This is a genomic window from Ruegeria sp. HKCCD6426 (genome assembly GCF_057221115.1).
In genome coordinates this window covers 391,859-407,541 of record NZ_JBWVBF010000004.1, presented here as the reverse complement: position 1 = coordinate 407,541, position 15,683 = coordinate 391,859, and the positions used below count along the sequence as shown (strand labels likewise).

General features: G+C 54.1%; 13 protein-coding genes. 8 read left to right on the top strand and 5 right to left on the bottom strand.

What is annotated here, in order from left to right; all coding sequences use genetic code 11:
• Positions 1–8 precede the first annotated feature (8 nt).
• The 4 genes from AC2TDA_RS14735 (at position 9) to AC2TDA_RS14720 (ending at position 4,771) form a co-directional block, all read left to right on the top strand.
• The gene (locus tag AC2TDA_RS14735; protein ID WP_480877148.1) at positions 9–905 is read left to right on the top strand and encodes a LysR substrate-binding domain-containing protein; all 897 of its coding nucleotides are present in this window, start codon (positions 9–11) and stop codon (positions 903–905) included.
• 160 nt (positions 906–1,065) lie between these two features.
• A complete protein-coding gene (xylB, locus tag AC2TDA_RS14730) occupies positions 1,066–2,523 on the top strand; it encodes a xylulokinase (RefSeq protein WP_480877146.1) in 1,458 nt (485 codons plus the stop codon).
• Complete coding sequence (locus AC2TDA_RS14725) at positions 2,520–3,473, top strand: aldose epimerase family protein (protein ID WP_480877143.1); 954 nt, start codon at positions 2,520–2,522, stop codon at positions 3,471–3,473. Before xylB ends, AC2TDA_RS14725 begins: the two co-directional genes overlap by 4 nt.
• Positions 3,470–4,771, top strand: coding sequence for a cytochrome-c peroxidase (locus AC2TDA_RS14720; RefSeq protein WP_480877141.1), 1,302 nt, complete (start codon positions 3,470–3,472; stop codon positions 4,769–4,771). The genes AC2TDA_RS14725 and AC2TDA_RS14720 overlap by 4 nt, the downstream gene beginning before the upstream one ends.
• Here the strand turns inward: AC2TDA_RS14720 and AC2TDA_RS14715 are convergent, their stop codons facing one another.
• Together AC2TDA_RS14715 and AC2TDA_RS14710 are read right to left on the bottom strand one after the other, a co-directional pair.
• Positions 4,772–6,283 carry a CRTAC1 family protein gene (locus AC2TDA_RS14715; RefSeq protein WP_480877138.1) on the bottom strand — a complete coding sequence of 504 codons (1,512 nt, stop codon included), beginning with the start codon at positions 6,281–6,283 and terminating at the stop codon, positions 4,772–4,774.
• Positions 6,273–7,532: an ROK family protein gene (locus AC2TDA_RS14710; RefSeq protein ID WP_480877136.1), complete on the bottom strand. Its 1,260-nt coding sequence runs from the start codon at positions 7,530–7,532 to the stop codon at positions 6,273–6,275. Before AC2TDA_RS14710 ends, AC2TDA_RS14715 begins: the two co-directional genes overlap by 11 nt.
• Positions 7,533–7,641: 109 nt before the next feature.
• Here AC2TDA_RS14710 and xylF point away from each other — a divergent pair, with 109 nt between their 5' ends.
• The 4 genes from xylF (at position 7,642) to xylA (ending at position 12,143) form a co-directional block, all read left to right on the top strand.
• The gene (gene xylF, locus AC2TDA_RS14705) at positions 7,642–8,661 is read left to right on the top strand and encodes a D-xylose ABC transporter substrate-binding protein (RefSeq protein ID WP_480849234.1); all 1,020 of its coding nucleotides are present in this window, start codon (positions 7,642–7,644) and stop codon (positions 8,659–8,661) included.
• Between the two features lie 63 nt (positions 8,662–8,724).
• Positions 8,725–10,023 (top strand): sugar ABC transporter permease, encoded by a 1,299-nt coding sequence (locus tag AC2TDA_RS14700; RefSeq protein WP_480849233.1) that lies wholly within the window; start codon positions 8,725–8,727, stop codon positions 10,021–10,023.
• On the top strand, positions 10,023–10,826 hold the full coding sequence (locus tag AC2TDA_RS14695) for an ATP-binding cassette domain-containing protein (RefSeq protein WP_480878090.1): 804 nt from the start codon (positions 10,023–10,025) through the stop codon (positions 10,824–10,826). The genes AC2TDA_RS14700 and AC2TDA_RS14695 overlap by 1 nt, the downstream gene beginning before the upstream one ends.
• 9 nt (positions 10,827–10,835) lie before the next feature.
• Complete coding sequence (gene xylA, locus AC2TDA_RS14690) at positions 10,836–12,143, top strand: xylose isomerase (protein ID WP_480877133.1); 1,308 nt, start codon at positions 10,836–10,838, stop codon at positions 12,141–12,143.
• 260 nt (positions 12,144–12,403) lie between these two features.
• On the opposite strand, the gene AC2TDA_RS14685 is transcribed toward xylA, so the two are convergent.
• From AC2TDA_RS14685 to AC2TDA_RS14675, 3 genes are read right to left on the bottom strand one after another with little or no spacing between them, the layout of a single operon-like run.
• Positions 12,404–13,906, bottom strand: a complete 1,503-nt coding sequence (locus tag AC2TDA_RS14685) for a mannitol dehydrogenase family protein (RefSeq protein ID WP_480877131.1) — start codon at positions 13,904–13,906, stop codon at positions 12,404–12,406.
• A complete protein-coding gene (locus AC2TDA_RS14680) occupies positions 13,906–14,679 on the bottom strand; it encodes an L-iditol 2-dehydrogenase (RefSeq protein WP_480877128.1) in 774 nt (257 codons plus the stop codon). The genes AC2TDA_RS14685 and AC2TDA_RS14680 overlap by 1 nt, the downstream gene beginning before the upstream one ends.
• Entirely contained in the window at positions 14,676–15,680 is a 1,005-nt protein-coding gene (locus AC2TDA_RS14675; protein ID WP_480849226.1) for an ABC transporter ATP-binding protein, read from the bottom strand. The genes AC2TDA_RS14680 and AC2TDA_RS14675 overlap by 4 nt, the downstream gene beginning before the upstream one ends.
• Between the last annotated feature and the right edge of the window lie 3 nt (positions 15,681–15,683).

Below are 15,683 nucleotides of genomic sequence, written 5' to 3'. Positions count from 1 at the left end.
GAATGCCCATGTCTAAATTCAACTCCCTGCCATCCCTTGCCTTGATGCGGAGTTTTGAGGCCGCAGCACGGTACGAAAGCTATACAATGGCGGCCGAAGAGCTGGGTGTGACCCAAAGCGCCATCAGTCGTCAGGTCCGTGAACTCGAATCTGCGCTGGGAGTGGCGCTGTTTCGCCGCGTGGGACGGGCCGTGCGCCTGTCGAAGGCGGGACTTGCGCTGCGAGACGAGCTTGCGGGTGATCTTGAACGCCTTAGCGGCACCATCAACCGCGCGACCGCAGCAGGCGACAGCGCAACTCTTCTGAGTGCAGCCGTATTGCCCACCTTCGCCACCCGTTGGCTGGTGCCGCGTTTGCCGGAATTCAAGGCCATGCATCCGGGGATCGAACTGGATTTGCAATCCTATACAACGCCGTTCAGCCTTGAAGAACGTCGTATAGATCTGGCCATTCACTTCGGTCGCGATGACTGGCCTGGTGCCCGACTGCGCAGGCTCTTTCCGGAAAATCTGGTTGTTACAGTCGCGCCAGCCTTGCTCGGGGATCAGGGATTGCGATCGGAAGAGCAAGTTTTTGACCTGCCGCTTTTACACCTGACATCTCGTCCGGATCTATGGTCGGCGTATCATGCTCATATTGGGCTGGAAGGAAAAGCCGTCTTTCCAGGCCTGCGCTTCGATCAGTTCTCGATGTTGATCGCCGGTGCAGTGGCCGGGTTGGGTGCTGCGATCCTGCCGTCCTACTTGATTGAGTCAGAGCTTGATTCCGGTGCGCTGGCGGAGGTCGGTCACTTAAAGAACACGTCCAACAGCGCTTATTATATCGTAACTCCGACGGGACAAAAAAATGAGGCGGCTCAATTGTTTTCCGACTGGCTCAGCAAGCAAATACGTGTTCGGGCCTGAGCTGCTTGCAAATCTCGACAGTCAAGAGTTTGGGCTCTGAGCTCATTTGCCCAATATCATTCCGGCGGATGTCATCAGGCATGGTTTGAAACTCTTGTTGACAACAATCTCGTGACAATTAATTTTAATTACTAAAATAATCTTGAACTGGAAGCACAAAGTGTATCTTGGATTGGACTTGGGCACATCGGGTCTCCGTGGGATTCTTGTAGATGAAGCCGGTGTCGTCGTTTGCGACGCTGAAGCGGGTATTCCAACCTCAACGCCAAGGCCCGGATGGTCCGAACAATCCCCTTTGGATTGGATAGATGCTTGCAGAAAGGTTATCGGACAGCTTCGAGGCGCTAATGGACCTGCCTTTTCACAGCTGCGCGGAATTGGTCTGAGTGGGCACATGCACGGTGCAACCCTGTTGGCTTCTGACGGAAGTGTTCTGAGACCGTGTATTCTCTGGAACGATACGCGATCTGCGAATGAGGCCAAGATCCTCGACCAGAAGAAGGAAATGCGGGCCATCTCCGGCAATATTGTTTTTCCCGGATTCACTGCGCCTAAGTTGGAATGGGTGCGATCTAATGAGCCCAGTGTGTTTTCCAGAACGGCCAAAGTTTTGTTGCCCAAAGACTATCTGCGGTTTTGGCTGACAGGAGAATATATCAGCGACATGTCAGACAGCGCGGGCACGTCCTGGTTGGATGTTGGCGCACGGCGATGGTCTGAAACGGCGCTCGAACTCAGCAGCATGGGCAGAAACCAAATGCCCCGATTGGTTGAAGGCAGCGAGTCTGGAGGAGACTTAAGGGCCGAGTTGCAACAAGAGTGGGGATTGTCAGGCCCTGTGGTTGTTGCTGGCGGTGCGGGCGACAACGCTGCGGCGGCCTGCGGCATTGGAAGTATAAATGAAGGTACCGGGTTTTTGTCGCTGGGAACTTCGGGTGTATTGCTTGTTGCAAGGGAAACCTATGTTCCGGCGCCGGAGACGGCCGTGCATAGCTTCTGCCATGCCGTTCCGGATCGATGGATCCAAATGGGTGTCATCCTTTCCGCGACAAACAGCATGAATTGGCTGTCCCGCAATCTTGGTCAGCCCGTAGAAGACCTTGCCGAAAAAGTACCCGCCAGTCTGAATGGCCCGTCTTCGATTACGTTTCTGCCTTACCTGTCGGGAGAACGAACACCGCACAACGACAGCGTGATCCGTGGGGCGTTTTTGGGTGTGGATATAGCTTCGGAACCAGCAGATTTGACCCAATCTGTGATGGAAGGCGTCGCATTTGCAATGAAGGATTGTCTGGAGGCGCTGAAGGCCACGGGAACAGAACCGGGCAGAATACTGGCAGTAGGTGGGGGCGCTCGATCCCGTTTTTGGTTAGAGACACTGGCCACTGTGCTGAAGGTCCCTCTGTTGGTGCCCAAGGGCAGCGAGTTCGGGGCGGCAATTGGTGCAGCGCGCCTCGCTATTTGTGCTGTCAACGGCGCAAGCCCTGCAGAAGTCATGACACCACCTGAAATTCGGGAAATCATTGAGCCGCGCAGCGACTTGATTGATGCTTACGAAAGTGAATTCCAGCGTTACAGGCAGTATTATACTGCACTGTCACCGTTAGCAGGGCGATGAGAAAACAAGAGGAAGACCTTAATCAAATCAAACGGGCTGTTTTGGAAGACGGCGCGATGCGTGTCTCGCTGTTGAGCTACGGGGCAATCACTCAAGGTTGGTGGAACAAGGGCGTTCCCCTGATACTTGGGTACGAAGATCCAAAGGCGTATTTTGCTGACAAAAACTATATGGGTGCAATTGTCGGGCGCGTTGCCAATCGGATCAGTGGGGCACAGTTTGCGCTGGGCAACGCGCGTTTTGAGTTAAACGCAAATGAGGGCCTGAATACGCTGCATGGTGGAAAAACCGGGTTGTCCCGCCAGCACTGGCGGCTTTCGCAGACTTCCGCAACCGAGGCCGTGTTGAGTTTCGTGTCGCCAGACGGAGATAATGGTTTTCCTGGAGAAGTCAGATTTGAAGTGTGTGTGAGCCTGCAATCTCCGCGCTTGGTATACTCGATATTTGCCTTACCTGACCGACCAACCCCAATAAGCATCGCACAGCATAATTACTACTCGCTCGGCAGTGACACAGGCATTTCCGAACACAAACTGAAAATAGCTTCAAATCGTTTTCTGGAGGTTGACAATGAGGGGATTCCGTCGGGGTCGATAAACGATGCACGAAATGGTGGATTGGATTTTGCCGTTGGTCGAGCCGTTGGAAGTGTCTCCGAAGACATCGACCACTATTTCCTGTTCGATCCTGAAAGAATTCGAGAAATCCCGGTGGCGAGGTTCAGCGCACCGTCCGGTCTGAACCTGCATGTGTACTCGGATCAATACGGAGCTCAGGTGTATTCCGGGGCAAAGCTATCAGAACCTTTTCAGCGAAATGCCGGGTTGTGCATCGAGCCATCAGGCTTTCCCGATGCACTCAATATCCCATCATTCCCCTCAATCGTGTGCACGCCCGAGAACCCGTACCGGCAGACACTCACGCTGGAGATTTCCGAGGTGCAGGCATGAAGTTAGGAATGCTGGTCGGAGTATTGAGCGTAATTTTTGGGGGCGTCTCTGGCATTGGTGCTCAGACGCTTGGACCGAGCCCGGAGTTCAATGAACCCGACTTGGCGAATGTCGAGCTGGGGCAGTTGCTTTTCTACGATCCGATCCTGTCTGGAAACAGAAACATAAGTTGCGCGACGTGTCATCACCCCAAGCTTGGCACATCAGATGGCCTCTCGTTAGGGATCGGAGAAGGTGGCGTAGGTCTGGGTGCAGAGCGCGAATTTGATCCTAACAACCCACCAGAGCAACGCATTCCACGGAATTCGCCGGGGCTCTGGAACCTTGGGGCAATCGAATTCACGACGTACTTCCATGATGGGCGCCTGGAACAAGACGCCACGCAACCTAATGGGATAAGAACGCCGTTGGGTACACATATGAGGCCAGGATTTAATTCCGCCTTGGCAGCCCAGGCTATGTTCCCGGTGCTGTCGCCAGATGAGATGGCCGGGCATTATTCTGAGAACGATGTGAGCAAGGCAGTACGCCTTGGCTTTTTCACACAGGAAGGCGGTGCATGGGATCTGATAGCGGCCCGTGTTTCGGCAATCCCGGAATACGAACGGCGATTTGACGAAGCTATGCCAGGTGACGCGATCACGTTCACCGCAATTGCAAATGTGATCGCTGAATTCATCGCTTTTGAGTGGCGCGCGGACAACAGCGCATTCGACCGCGCAATGCGGGGAGACGGCGATTTGCCTGAAAAGGCGCAGCTTGGAATGCAGTTATTCTATGGCAAGGCGCGGTGTGGAACTTGTCACTCGGGATGGTTCCAGACGGATCATAAGTTTCACTCGATTGCGATGCCGCAAATAGGACCCGGTAAAGCGGCCCGATTTGAAAATCATACAAGGGATGACGGACGTCTGCGCGTGACTGGCGATGCAGATGATGCGTTTGCGTTTCGCACACCGTCATTGCGCAACGTGACCCTCACCGCGCCTTACGGACACAACGGTGCCTTTGCTGAGCTCGAGGATATTGTGCGACATCACCTCGATCCGGTTGGTTCATTGCGTTCGTATTCCGTCGATCTGGCTTTGTTGCCCGATTTCCCAGATGCCGACAACCTGCGACCAATGCTGGAGGTCGAACATGTAGATGCGATTGCCAGGTCCAGCGACTTGGAAAAAATTGTTCTATCTGATCAGGAAATTAGCGCAATATTGAGTTTCCTGAGCAGTCTGGAGGACCCTGCAGTTCGGCTTGGTGTTCCCGAGGACGTGCCGAGTGGTCTTCCGGTCGATCAATGATCACCGTTGAATTCGAATAATCTGATTGGAGCTGTAGTCCTGCCAATCACTAGCGGCACCATCGGGCCAGATGACCCTAACATTGACGAACTTGTCTTCTCTCAGACCAAAGTGATGAAACCCCGCGATACCGCCGGCATGTCCTCCGCCGACTGTTATTTCCCGGGTCTGGATGCCATGCGAAGTCCTGATCTCGATAAATCCGCCGACTGCGAAGCGGTTGGGTCGATCCTGACCGACATCCAATAGCAGCCAATTTCCGGTCAGAGCTTGGTTTTGATGGACTTCGATCTTGGAGCCGCGGTTGACGACCACCAGATCCAGCCAGCCATCGTTGTTCAGGTCCACCATAGCTGCGCCACGAGATTTTGACATCGATGCGACTTTTGCCTCAGCTGAGGCTTCGAAGAATTGGCCACCTTCTTGCTGCAACAACATGTTGTTGGGGTCATTCAGCGCAGCGTCCGGCATCTGTTCGACATTTCCTTTTGCTACAAAAATGTCGTCCAAACTGTCGTTGTTAACGTCACCAAACTGTGCATGCCAGCCGGTCGAGGGCCGACCGTCACCACCCACATGTGGTCTGTGGGCTGTCGTGCCTTTATCGTACGTAGCATCACGCCATGTCGGACCATTGGTTTCGCTGTCAAAAATCTGAAACTTCTGGTCTCCCATCGACGTGAGGTAGATCTCGGGATGCCCATCGCCCGTCAAGTCGCGAGAGGCGATACCCATTCCCCAAATCGAATAGGGCAGCCATCCTTCGTCTTGCGAATACAGGCGTGGTGTAGGCTCCATCGCCCAAAGCTGCTCCTGCCCACCGCGTACAAAATAATGGCGGTCGTTGCTGACACGCAGATCTGCGCGGCCGGTCCGCCCCCAGTCCGAGAACAGAATCGACAAAGAGCAATACCCCGGCACGAGATGCTCCGGTGTCCGGTAGGTGTCTCCTTCGGGTCGGTAAAGAACCGTTGGCCCGCAGGTTTCAAAAGGACCATCGGGGTCGTATCGATCAACGTATGTGCCGAACGCCAGCGTCGGCAGCGTTTGGTTGTCTTCCCACGTTGCTGAAAAGCCTGTGGTCCAGTGGTCCTCCGACCGGAATCCGAGCGTGGTGAAGGGGCTGAATTGGCAATCCGGTTTACCCTGAAGCAAAAGATCTTCACCAACGCGCATGACTGCCAGGTCCATGATACCGTCGCTATCGACATCCAAGGGATAGGCTCCGGTCACTCCGGTCAGGGCGAGTTGGTCAGGTGTTTCGGCGTGAAATGAAATCTCTTTGTGCGAGGTATTCTTGAACAGCTGAGACTGTTCCGAACCGCCTGCCACAAAGAGGTCAGGCCGTGTATCCCCGTTGCAATCAAAAACAGCAACTCCACCGCCCACAAAGTGTTCCCAGCCGCCATCGTAAACGTGAATCGGGACATCCACATTTTCAAACTGCGGAACAGCGGTCTCGGCACCAGCCGCCGCGGCAAGGCATGTAAAAATTGCGAACTCACGACGCATGCGTCGCAAGCTCCTGGACCTTAAGGATCGAGACTTGTTCAATCCCATATGCGGCTGCGCCCTTGGCCCACATCAGATCGCCCCAGTGGTGAACTTTTATTTCCGGTAAAGGTGCATCGACATTTACAATCCCACTGCGAATTCGGTCCATAACATCGTCTGAACACAGGTGCTCAAAGCTCATCTGAGCGCCTGACACAATGATGCATTCAGGATCAAACAGATTGATCAGATTGGATAGCCCCAAACCAAACATCTGTCCTGCGCGCGCAAGAACAGACAGCGCCCTGTCGTCTCCTGATTTGGCGCGATCATGAATGTCAGAAACGGTTTTCATTTCCCGGCTTTGGCCCGCAACCGTCATTTCGCGGATCAATGCATAATCCCCAACATAAGCTTCAAGGCACCCACGCTGACCGCACTGACAGAGGGCTCCGTCGAGATGCACTTTGATATGTCCGAATTCCGCGCCGCAGCCCCTTTCCCCACGGTAGAGCTTGCCGTCCAGTACAATGCCAAGCCCCACACCGTGTTCGATTGTTACAACAAGGAAGTTTCTCAGGCCTTTTCCCAACCCAAAAAGCTGTTCTGCCTTTGCGACAAGGTTCGCGTCGTTTTCAATAAAGGCAGGGCAGGGAAGCCCCTTGGACAACAATCCGCTGAAATCAACGTTTCGCTCAGTTATGGAAGATGACCAGTGAACGAAGTTCTTTTTAGCGTCGACGAGGCCGGCTATCCCGATTGAGACGCCGGCCAATTGTTGTATGGAGCCATCAATCTTCGCGCATGCTTCTTCCAGTGCGCTGCGAATGGCGGCCACAAACTCGTTGGGTGCCATTCGGGCACTTTCCAACATGAATTTATGCGAAGTGACTTCGTTTCCCTCGAAATCGACGAGAATGACCGAGATAACTTGCCGGGCAACTTTTAGGCCAGCCACAAGGTAAGACTGGCCGTCCAATTGGAGCAGGACCCTTGGCCTTCCTCTCTTTGCGGATTTGGATTGAGCCTCACCCTCAATCTCTTTGATCAGTCCGGCCGAAATGAGATCAGCCGTTGCCGCCGTGACTGTTGCCGGACTGGTTTGCAAAGCAGAGGCGATATCGATCCGCGAGATCGATCCTCTTGTTCTGATGTGCTCCAAAACCCTTAGGCGCGTTATGTTTCTTTGGTCCATGGAATTTGGAGAAGCTTTGCTTTTCAGCATCTTGTCCTCGCGAATCTGATCTGCGTCCCAATCTAGTTGCATTTTGCCTCTTCTTATAGACTAAATATTTTACTGACTGAAATAAATATGATATTCAAAATTGTGAGAGTCACGAATCGAGATGCGATGGCTCAGCAATCGGGAGGAAACCATGAAACGAATTCTCAGCTTCTCAGCTGCGGTCACCTTGCTGGCTTCAACTGCATTCGCAGAGCCGGTCGTCGGTGTGAGCTGGTCCAACTTTCAAGAAGAACGCTGGAAAACAGACGAAGCGGCAATCAAGTCGGCGCTTGAAGCAGGTGGTGCCGAATACATTTCGGCGGACGCGCAATCGTCATCCGCAAAGCAGCTTTCAGACATTGAAAGCCTGATCGCGCAAGGTGTGGACGCCTTGATAATTCTTGCACAAGACGCACAAGCCATCGGGCCAGCCGTTCAGGCAGCAGCCGACGAAGGTATTCCGGTCATCGCCTATGATCGTCTCATCGAAGATGATCGCGCATTCTATCTGACTTTTGACAATGTCGAGGTCGGTCGGATGCAAGCGCGTGCAGTTTTCGAAGCGATGCCGAAAGGCAACTACGTGATGATTAAGGGTTCGCCCACGGACCCGAACGCCGATTTCCTGCGTGGAGGTCAGCAAGAAATCATAGGTGCTGCGGTCGACAGTGGTGACATCGTAATCGTTGGTGAGGCGTACACAGACGGCTGGCTACCAGCCAACGCGCAGCGAAATATGGAGCAGATTTTGACCGCCAATGAAAACAACGTGGATGCGGTTGTTGCGTCAAACGATGGAACTGCGGGTGGTGTCGTCGCGGCTCTGACGGCGCAGGGGATGGAAGGTATCCCGGTTTCCGGCCAGGATGGCGACCACGCCGCGTTAAATCGGGTCGCGCTGGGCACTCAGACTGTTTCGGTTTGGAAGGATGCCCGTGAACTTGGAAAAGCAGCCGGAGAAATCGCAGTCGCACTGAGCGGAGGCACAAGCCCGACAGATGTCGAAGGCGCAGCCAGCTGGACCTCACCAGGCGGCACCGAGATGAATTCGGTTTTCCTGGCTCCAGTTCCGATCACCAAAGACAACCTGTCTGTTGTTGTAGACGCCGGTTGGATCCCGTTGGAGGATCTGTGCCAGGGTGTCGAAAACGGTCCTGCTCCCTGCAATTAAACTTCAAAGTCTCTGGCCCGCTTCGTTGAGCCAGAGACCATTGCTGAATATGAAAGATCGGAAATGACCGAAACTTCGACTCAGCCGGTACCTCAGAAAACAAAGCCGGGCCTGTTCCAACAGTTGGAACTTGATATGCGGCTATTGGGAATGATCGGCGCATTTGTCATCCTCTGCATCGGGTTCAACATCTTTACCGATGGACGGTTCTTAACGCCCCGGAACTTGTTCAACCTGTCGATCCAGACAGTGTCGGTGGCGATCATGGCCTGTGGCATGGTTTTCATAATTGTTACACGTCACATTGATCTCTCAGTTGGCGCTCTGTTGGCGACAACATCAGCAGTAATGGCAGTGACACAGACCGAATTGTTGCCACACGTGTTAGGTATGGGTTTGGACAACCCTGCGACATGGGCGATCACGGTTGTAGTCGGGCTTCTGGTCGGTACTCTGATTGGTGCATTCCATGGCTGGATGGTTGGCTATCTGACGATCCCTGCATTCATCGTCACGCTCGGCGGGTTTCTGGTTTGGCGAAATGTAGCCTGGTATTTGACCAGCGGTCAGACAATTGGCCCGTTGGACGGCAACTTCCTCAAATTCGGAGGAACCAACGGAACACTTGGCACAACGACAAGCTGGCTGTTTGGTTTGTTTGCAGCCGGGATTGCAATCTGGATCTTGTTGAGCGGCAGGAGAGCAAAAGCGGCGCATGGATTCCCGGTAAAGCCTGTCTGGGCCGAGACCACCTTGGCCAGCATAATCGCGATTGCGATCCTGGGATACGTATATATCGTAAACAGTTACGCCATTCCGACCCGCAGGCTTCAACGCATGTTCGAAGCTCGGGGGGAAACGATGCCAGAGGGGCTGGTTGTTGGCTATGGTATCCCGATATCAGTTCTTATTCTGATTATCGTTGCAGTCACATTGACAATTGTAGCGCGGAAAACCCGGTTTGGCCGTTACATCTTTGCTACGGGCGGCAATCCAGATGCGGCTGAACTGTCTGGCATCAACACACGTTTGCTAACAGTTAAAATCTTCGCGCTAATGGGCTTCCTATGTGCCGTCTCCGCTGTTGTCGCTTCTGCACGTTTGGCCAACCACTCCAACGATATAGGGACACTGGACGAGCTGAGAGTGATCGCGGCAGCAGTCATCGGAGGGACTGCATTGTCCGGCGGGATCGGGACAATTTACGGAGCCATACTCGGTGCACTGATCATGCAGGCGCTTCAGTCGGGAATGGCGATGGTTGGGGTAGATGCGCCGTTTCAGAACATCGTCGTTGGCAGCGTTCTGGTTCTCGCCGTCTATATCGATATCGTCTATCGCAAGCGATTGGGGACAAAATGATGCAAAACCAAGTGACGCAAAAATCCCCATCGAAATCCGGCAGAGGCTCGGGTATGCCGCCGTTGGTTGAGATGCGCGAAATCTCGATATCTTTCGGCGGGATAAAGGCCGTGGACCACGTTTCAGTCGACCTTTACCCCGGTGAGGTCGTCGGTTTGTTGGGGCATAACGGGGCAGGGAAGTCCACCTTGATCAAGGTTCTGTCCGGAGCCTATCAGAAGGATCACGGAGAAATCCTGATCGATGGGAAACCGGTTGAGATTGATAACCCACGCGATGCGCGGGCTAACAATATCGAGACGATCTACCAGACGCTCGCCCTGGCCGACAATCTGGATGCGACGTCCAACCTATTCCTCGGGCGGGAAATGACCACGCCAATGGGCCTGGTGAATGATGCGGCAATGGAGGCCGAGTGCCGCAAGATAATGGCGCAGCTCAACCCGAATTTTCAGAAATTCAACGACCCAGTATCGGCGCTATCTGGTGGCCAAAGGCAGTCGGTGGCGATAGCGCGTGCGGTCTATTTCAATGCACGCATCCTGATTATGGACGAACCTACGGCAGCGCTGGGTCCGCATGAGACGCAGATGGTGGCAGATCTGATTCATCAACTGAAGGCGCAGGGCATCGGGATTTTCCTGATCGACCACGACGTTCATGCCGTGATGGAGTTATGTGATCGCGCGTCAGTAATGAAGAACGGAAAACTGGTCGGAACGGTTGATATCGCTGATGTAACTGACGACGACCTGTTGTCGATGATTATCCTGGGCAAACAGCCAGGACAAAAAACAGAGTAGGGGGCAGGTATGACCAGTGGATTCTTCGAAGGGATCGAAAAGATCCGATATGAAGGGGAGGACAGCAAAAACCCACTCGCCTTCCGCCAATACAACCCGGACGAAGTTGTCATGGGCAAACGTATGGAAGATCACCTGCGATTTGCTGTTGCCTGGTGGCATTCCTTTGCATGGGAGGGTGGGGATCCCTTCGGCGGGCCGACATTTGAACGCCCGTGGCATCCGCAGGACGACATGGGACGGGCCCGGATGAAAGCGGATATTGCTTTTGAGATGTATGAAATTCTCGGTCAGCCGTATTTTTGCTGGCACGATGTAGACATCCGGCCCGAGCAAGGGAATTTTGCGGGCAATCTGAGAACGCTGGAAGAAATCACCGATTATATCGGTGAAAAGATGCAGGCCGCTGGAACCAAGCTCCTCTGGGGAACGGCCAATATGTTCAGCCATCGTCGCTGGATGGCCGGCGCCAGCACAAACCCGGATCCTGACGTTTTTGCATTTGCGGCGGCCACCGTGAAATCATGTATAGACGCGACCCATAAGCTGGGTGGTGAAAACTACGTTCTCTGGGGCGGACGCGAAGGGTATGAAACCCTGCTTAACACGGACCTGAACGCAGAGCTCGATCACATGGGTAGGTTCTTGAATATGGTCGTGGAGTACAAACACAAGATTGGTTTCAAGGGTGCCATACTTGTGGAACCCAAACCGCAGGAACCTTCCAAGCATCAGTATGACTATGATGCTGCGACTTGTGTTGGATTCCTAAGAAAGTACGGGCTTGAAAACGAAGTGAAACTGAACCTCGAGCAGGGTCATGCAATTCTGGCTGGCCACAGTTTCGAACACGAAATCGCCGTTGCGGCAGCTGAGGGAATGCTGGGTTCAATCGATATGAACCGGAATGACTACCAATCGGGCTGGGATACGGACCAGTTCCCAAACAACACGCCAGAGGTCGCGTTAGCCTATTACTACATTTTGAAGGCAGGCGGGTTTTCGACCGGGGGCACAAATTTTGACGCAAAAATACGCCGGCAATCGATTGATGCTGAAGATCTCGTCGCCGCGCATGTCGGCGGTATGGACGTGTGTGCCAGAGGCTTGAAAGCTGCGGCTGCAATGATCGAGGACGGAGGCTTGGCCTCCGAATTGGCAAACCGATACGCTGGTTGGGCCTCTCCCGAGGCGCACGCCATGTTGGAATCCAGCCTGGAAGAGATTTCTTCCCGCGTTCTTGCAAAGGACATTAATCCAGATCCGAGATCAGGGCGTCAGGAAGTGTTGGAGAACTACGTGAACAGGTTTGTCTGATCCGTTTGACTTTGCGGGCGGTCTCTTGGTCGCCCAGTGGGTCAGGAAATTCAAGTTTCGCACTCGCCGTTCGTACATTCTGAGATAGCACGATAGGCTATGCTTCTCTTTTGACGAAGCAGCCTTCAAAGAGGGTTATTCTGCCTGGAAGGTCGATTAAACTGCTGTGCCGTGAATTGTGACACCTGCCGTCATCGAGCTGAATCGTATTGCTCTATGCATCGCACTACAGCTTTTGGAGTAGGGGGCAATCGGTTTGCTCAAGGAGATTGCGTCAGATAGCTTTCGATTGCTGCCCGGCTGCCCTTCTGCCAAATCTGAGGCAACCAAGACGAAAACTCCTGAAGGAAGAGCGATTCATGCCCTATGTCGCCGTAAAGCTTGGTTTTACTTATCCACTCCAGTGGATTTTCTCTGGCGGCAAATGCGGCATGCCTCAAGTTGCTCCACATTGGATCGTTTGGGGCGATCTCGGTTCCATCTTCCCGGATGCCAGCGCACATCCGGGCCCAGAACGCCTCAGCCAAGGCTAGCCCTGTTACAGACGAACCTGTTCGCAGCGCGTCGCGGAGCGAAGGCAGTAGGAAGCCGGGATGGCGGGCGGAGCCATCAAAGGCAACACGGCGCGTTGTGTCGCGAATTGCAGGATTTGCAAATCGACGTTCGACCAAGCCCAGATATTCAGAAGGGTTCGTTTCCGGCACCGCATCGACGAGGGGTGTGATTTCATTGATTTGGGTTTTTCGGAAAAACTCCAAGATTTTAGAGTCTTGCATACATGCCGAGATCGTGGGGACACTTAAAACTTCGCCGACATTTGCCAGAAGCTGATGGCCACCGTTCAGAATTCGCAGTTTCATTGCCTCATAAGCATGAACATTGTTCGTAATAGTGACGCCGACGTTCTCCAGCGGCGGTCGTCCGGCGCAAAAATTGTCCTCGATAACCCACTGGCGGAAATTCTCATGAGACACAGGTGCCAGATCGGCGATACCTAAATCTCGGCTTTGGGATATGACCTGATCGGTGGTTGCCGGAACTATGCAATCCACCATCGAGTTCGGAAAGGCCCCGTTTCGGTCAATCCATTCGGCCAGGTCAGGATCGGACAAACGCGCCAACCCAACGACACAGTCGCGCAAAATAGCACCGTTACCTTGCAGGTTATCGCAGCTCAATGCTGTAAACGGATGCTGCCCGGAAGACCGCCGGTGCCTGAGGGCGGCCACGATGGCCCCAAATACAGTTTTGGGGTATTCGGGATTTTGAGCGTCGTGGCGGATATCTTCGTGCTCGATATCGAAGTCACCCGTATTAGTGTTTTGGTAATAACCGCCCTCCGTTACGGTAAGCGACACGATACGGATGGCCGGGTTGGACATCTGCCGGATCAACGGCGCGTTACCGCACTCGATTGGAAGATAGTCAACCATTGGGCCGATGATTTCGGCAGATGTGCCCGAAGGGGCAAGCTCGGTCAGTGTCGTAAGACAGTCTTGCTCGATCAGCCTTTCCCGCATCTCGGCGTCGTAGGGGCGCACACCTGCTCCGATGATCGCCCAGTCGTATGCCATACCCTGCTGCATGAGCCGGTGAATGTACCAGGCTTGATGAGCCCGGTGGAAATTGCCGAGACCGATGTGAACGATCCCTGGCTTCAGATCCTGGCGTCGGTACTTGGGAACTTTGATATCGGCAGGAAGATCTGCCAGGTGGTTGAGTTTCAGATTTATCGGTGAATTAGCGTTCGCCAGAGGTACCATCAGCTCATCCAATTTCCGCCATCCACGTTATACGTTTGTGCAACGATGTAATTGGCCTCCTCAGATGCGAGGAAAACTGCCATGCCCGTAAGGTCTTTGGCACAGCCCATGCGCCCATAGGGCACCGCTGCTGCGACTTCGCGCTTTTTCTGGCCCGGTACTTTGCCTTCATGTTTTGCAAAGAAGGCATCAACACCGTCCCAATGTTCGCCATCTACAACGCCCGGGGCGATGGCATTCACATTGATCCCGTGTGAAATCAGGTTCAGGCCGGCCGACTGCGTTAGCGAGATGACTGCCGCCTTGCTGGCGCAATAGATGGCAACCAATGGTTCGCCGCGTCGTCCGGCCTGCGAGGCCATATTGATGATCCGGCCCCGGACGCCGTGCTTGATCATGTGCTGCGCTACGGCTTGCAGGGTGAACAGCGTGCCTGCGACGTTAACCTCAAAAACCCGGTTATAGTCGGCGCGTTCGATTTCGGTGATCGGTGCGGCCGAGAAGACGGCGGCGTTGTTTATCAGGATGTCTATTGGTCCAAAATGTGCTTCCGTGCGTGCGATGGCGTCCTTGATGCTTGGTTGTTCAGTGACGTTCATCTCGACGGCCAGCGCGGCCTCGCCGATTTCAACAGCCGCATCCTGCGCTTGCACGATGTCGATATCCGCAAGGGCTACCCGAGCGCCCTCTGCGACATAAGCTTTGGCGAAGGCCAGTCCGATTCCCCGCGCTGCGCCCGTGATGAGCGCAGTTTTACCGGCAAGTCGTTTCATTCGATCCGCATCCCTTGGGCGTCAAATCGGTGGATCACATCTGTACGCGGCGTTAAGTGGATGCGGTCCCCGTGCCGAAAACCAACCTCTCCGTCCGCACGTACCGTTATGGTTTCGGCCAGGCCTGTTTCATGGATGTGGAAGAAAGTGTCCGATCCGAGATGTTCGGAAACCCCTACGACACCGGACCATGTGCCTTCGCTTTCGGATACAGCGATGTGTTCAGGTCGAACACCTATCGTATGTGCGTTATGTTTTGCGGCCTCTTCACCTTCGATGAAGTTCATCTTCGGCGAACCGATAAACCCGGCTACGAACAGGTTTCGCGGCGTACGGTACAGTTCCAGCGGGCTTCCAACCTGTTCAATGACTCCAGCCTGAAGCACGACAATCTTGTCGGCCATGGTCATGGCTTCAACCTGATCGTGGGTCACATAGATCATTGTTGTCTCTAGGCGTTCGTGCAGTTCGCTGATCTCGAGCCGCATGCCGACGCGTAGGGCAGCGTCGAGGTTGGACAGAGGTTCGTCGAACAAGAACGCCGCCGGTTCGCGGACAATCGCGCGCCCGATGGCAACACGTTGCCGCTGACCGCCAGACAGTTGTCCGGGGCGGCGATCAAGATAATCGGCCAGGTTCAGAACCTGCGCGGCCCCTTCCACACGCCGGTCAATTTCGGCTTGATCCAGCTTGGCCATGCGCAGCGGGAATGCGATGTTTTTGCGCACCGTCATATGCGGGTACAAAGCATATGACTGAAACACCATCGCCAATCCTCTTTTCGCGGGTGGCACGTCTGTTGCATCTGCCCCGTCGATCTCGATGGAACCGGAGGTGATATCCTCCAACCCCGCGATCAACCGCAGCAGCGTGGATTTACCGCAACCCGAGGGACCGACGAAGACGGTGAACTCGCCATCTTCTATAGTCAGGTCCAGCGGGGGGATGACCTGTACGTCGCCGAAGCTTTTGGTCACGGACTTGAGTTGAATGCGTCCCATGAG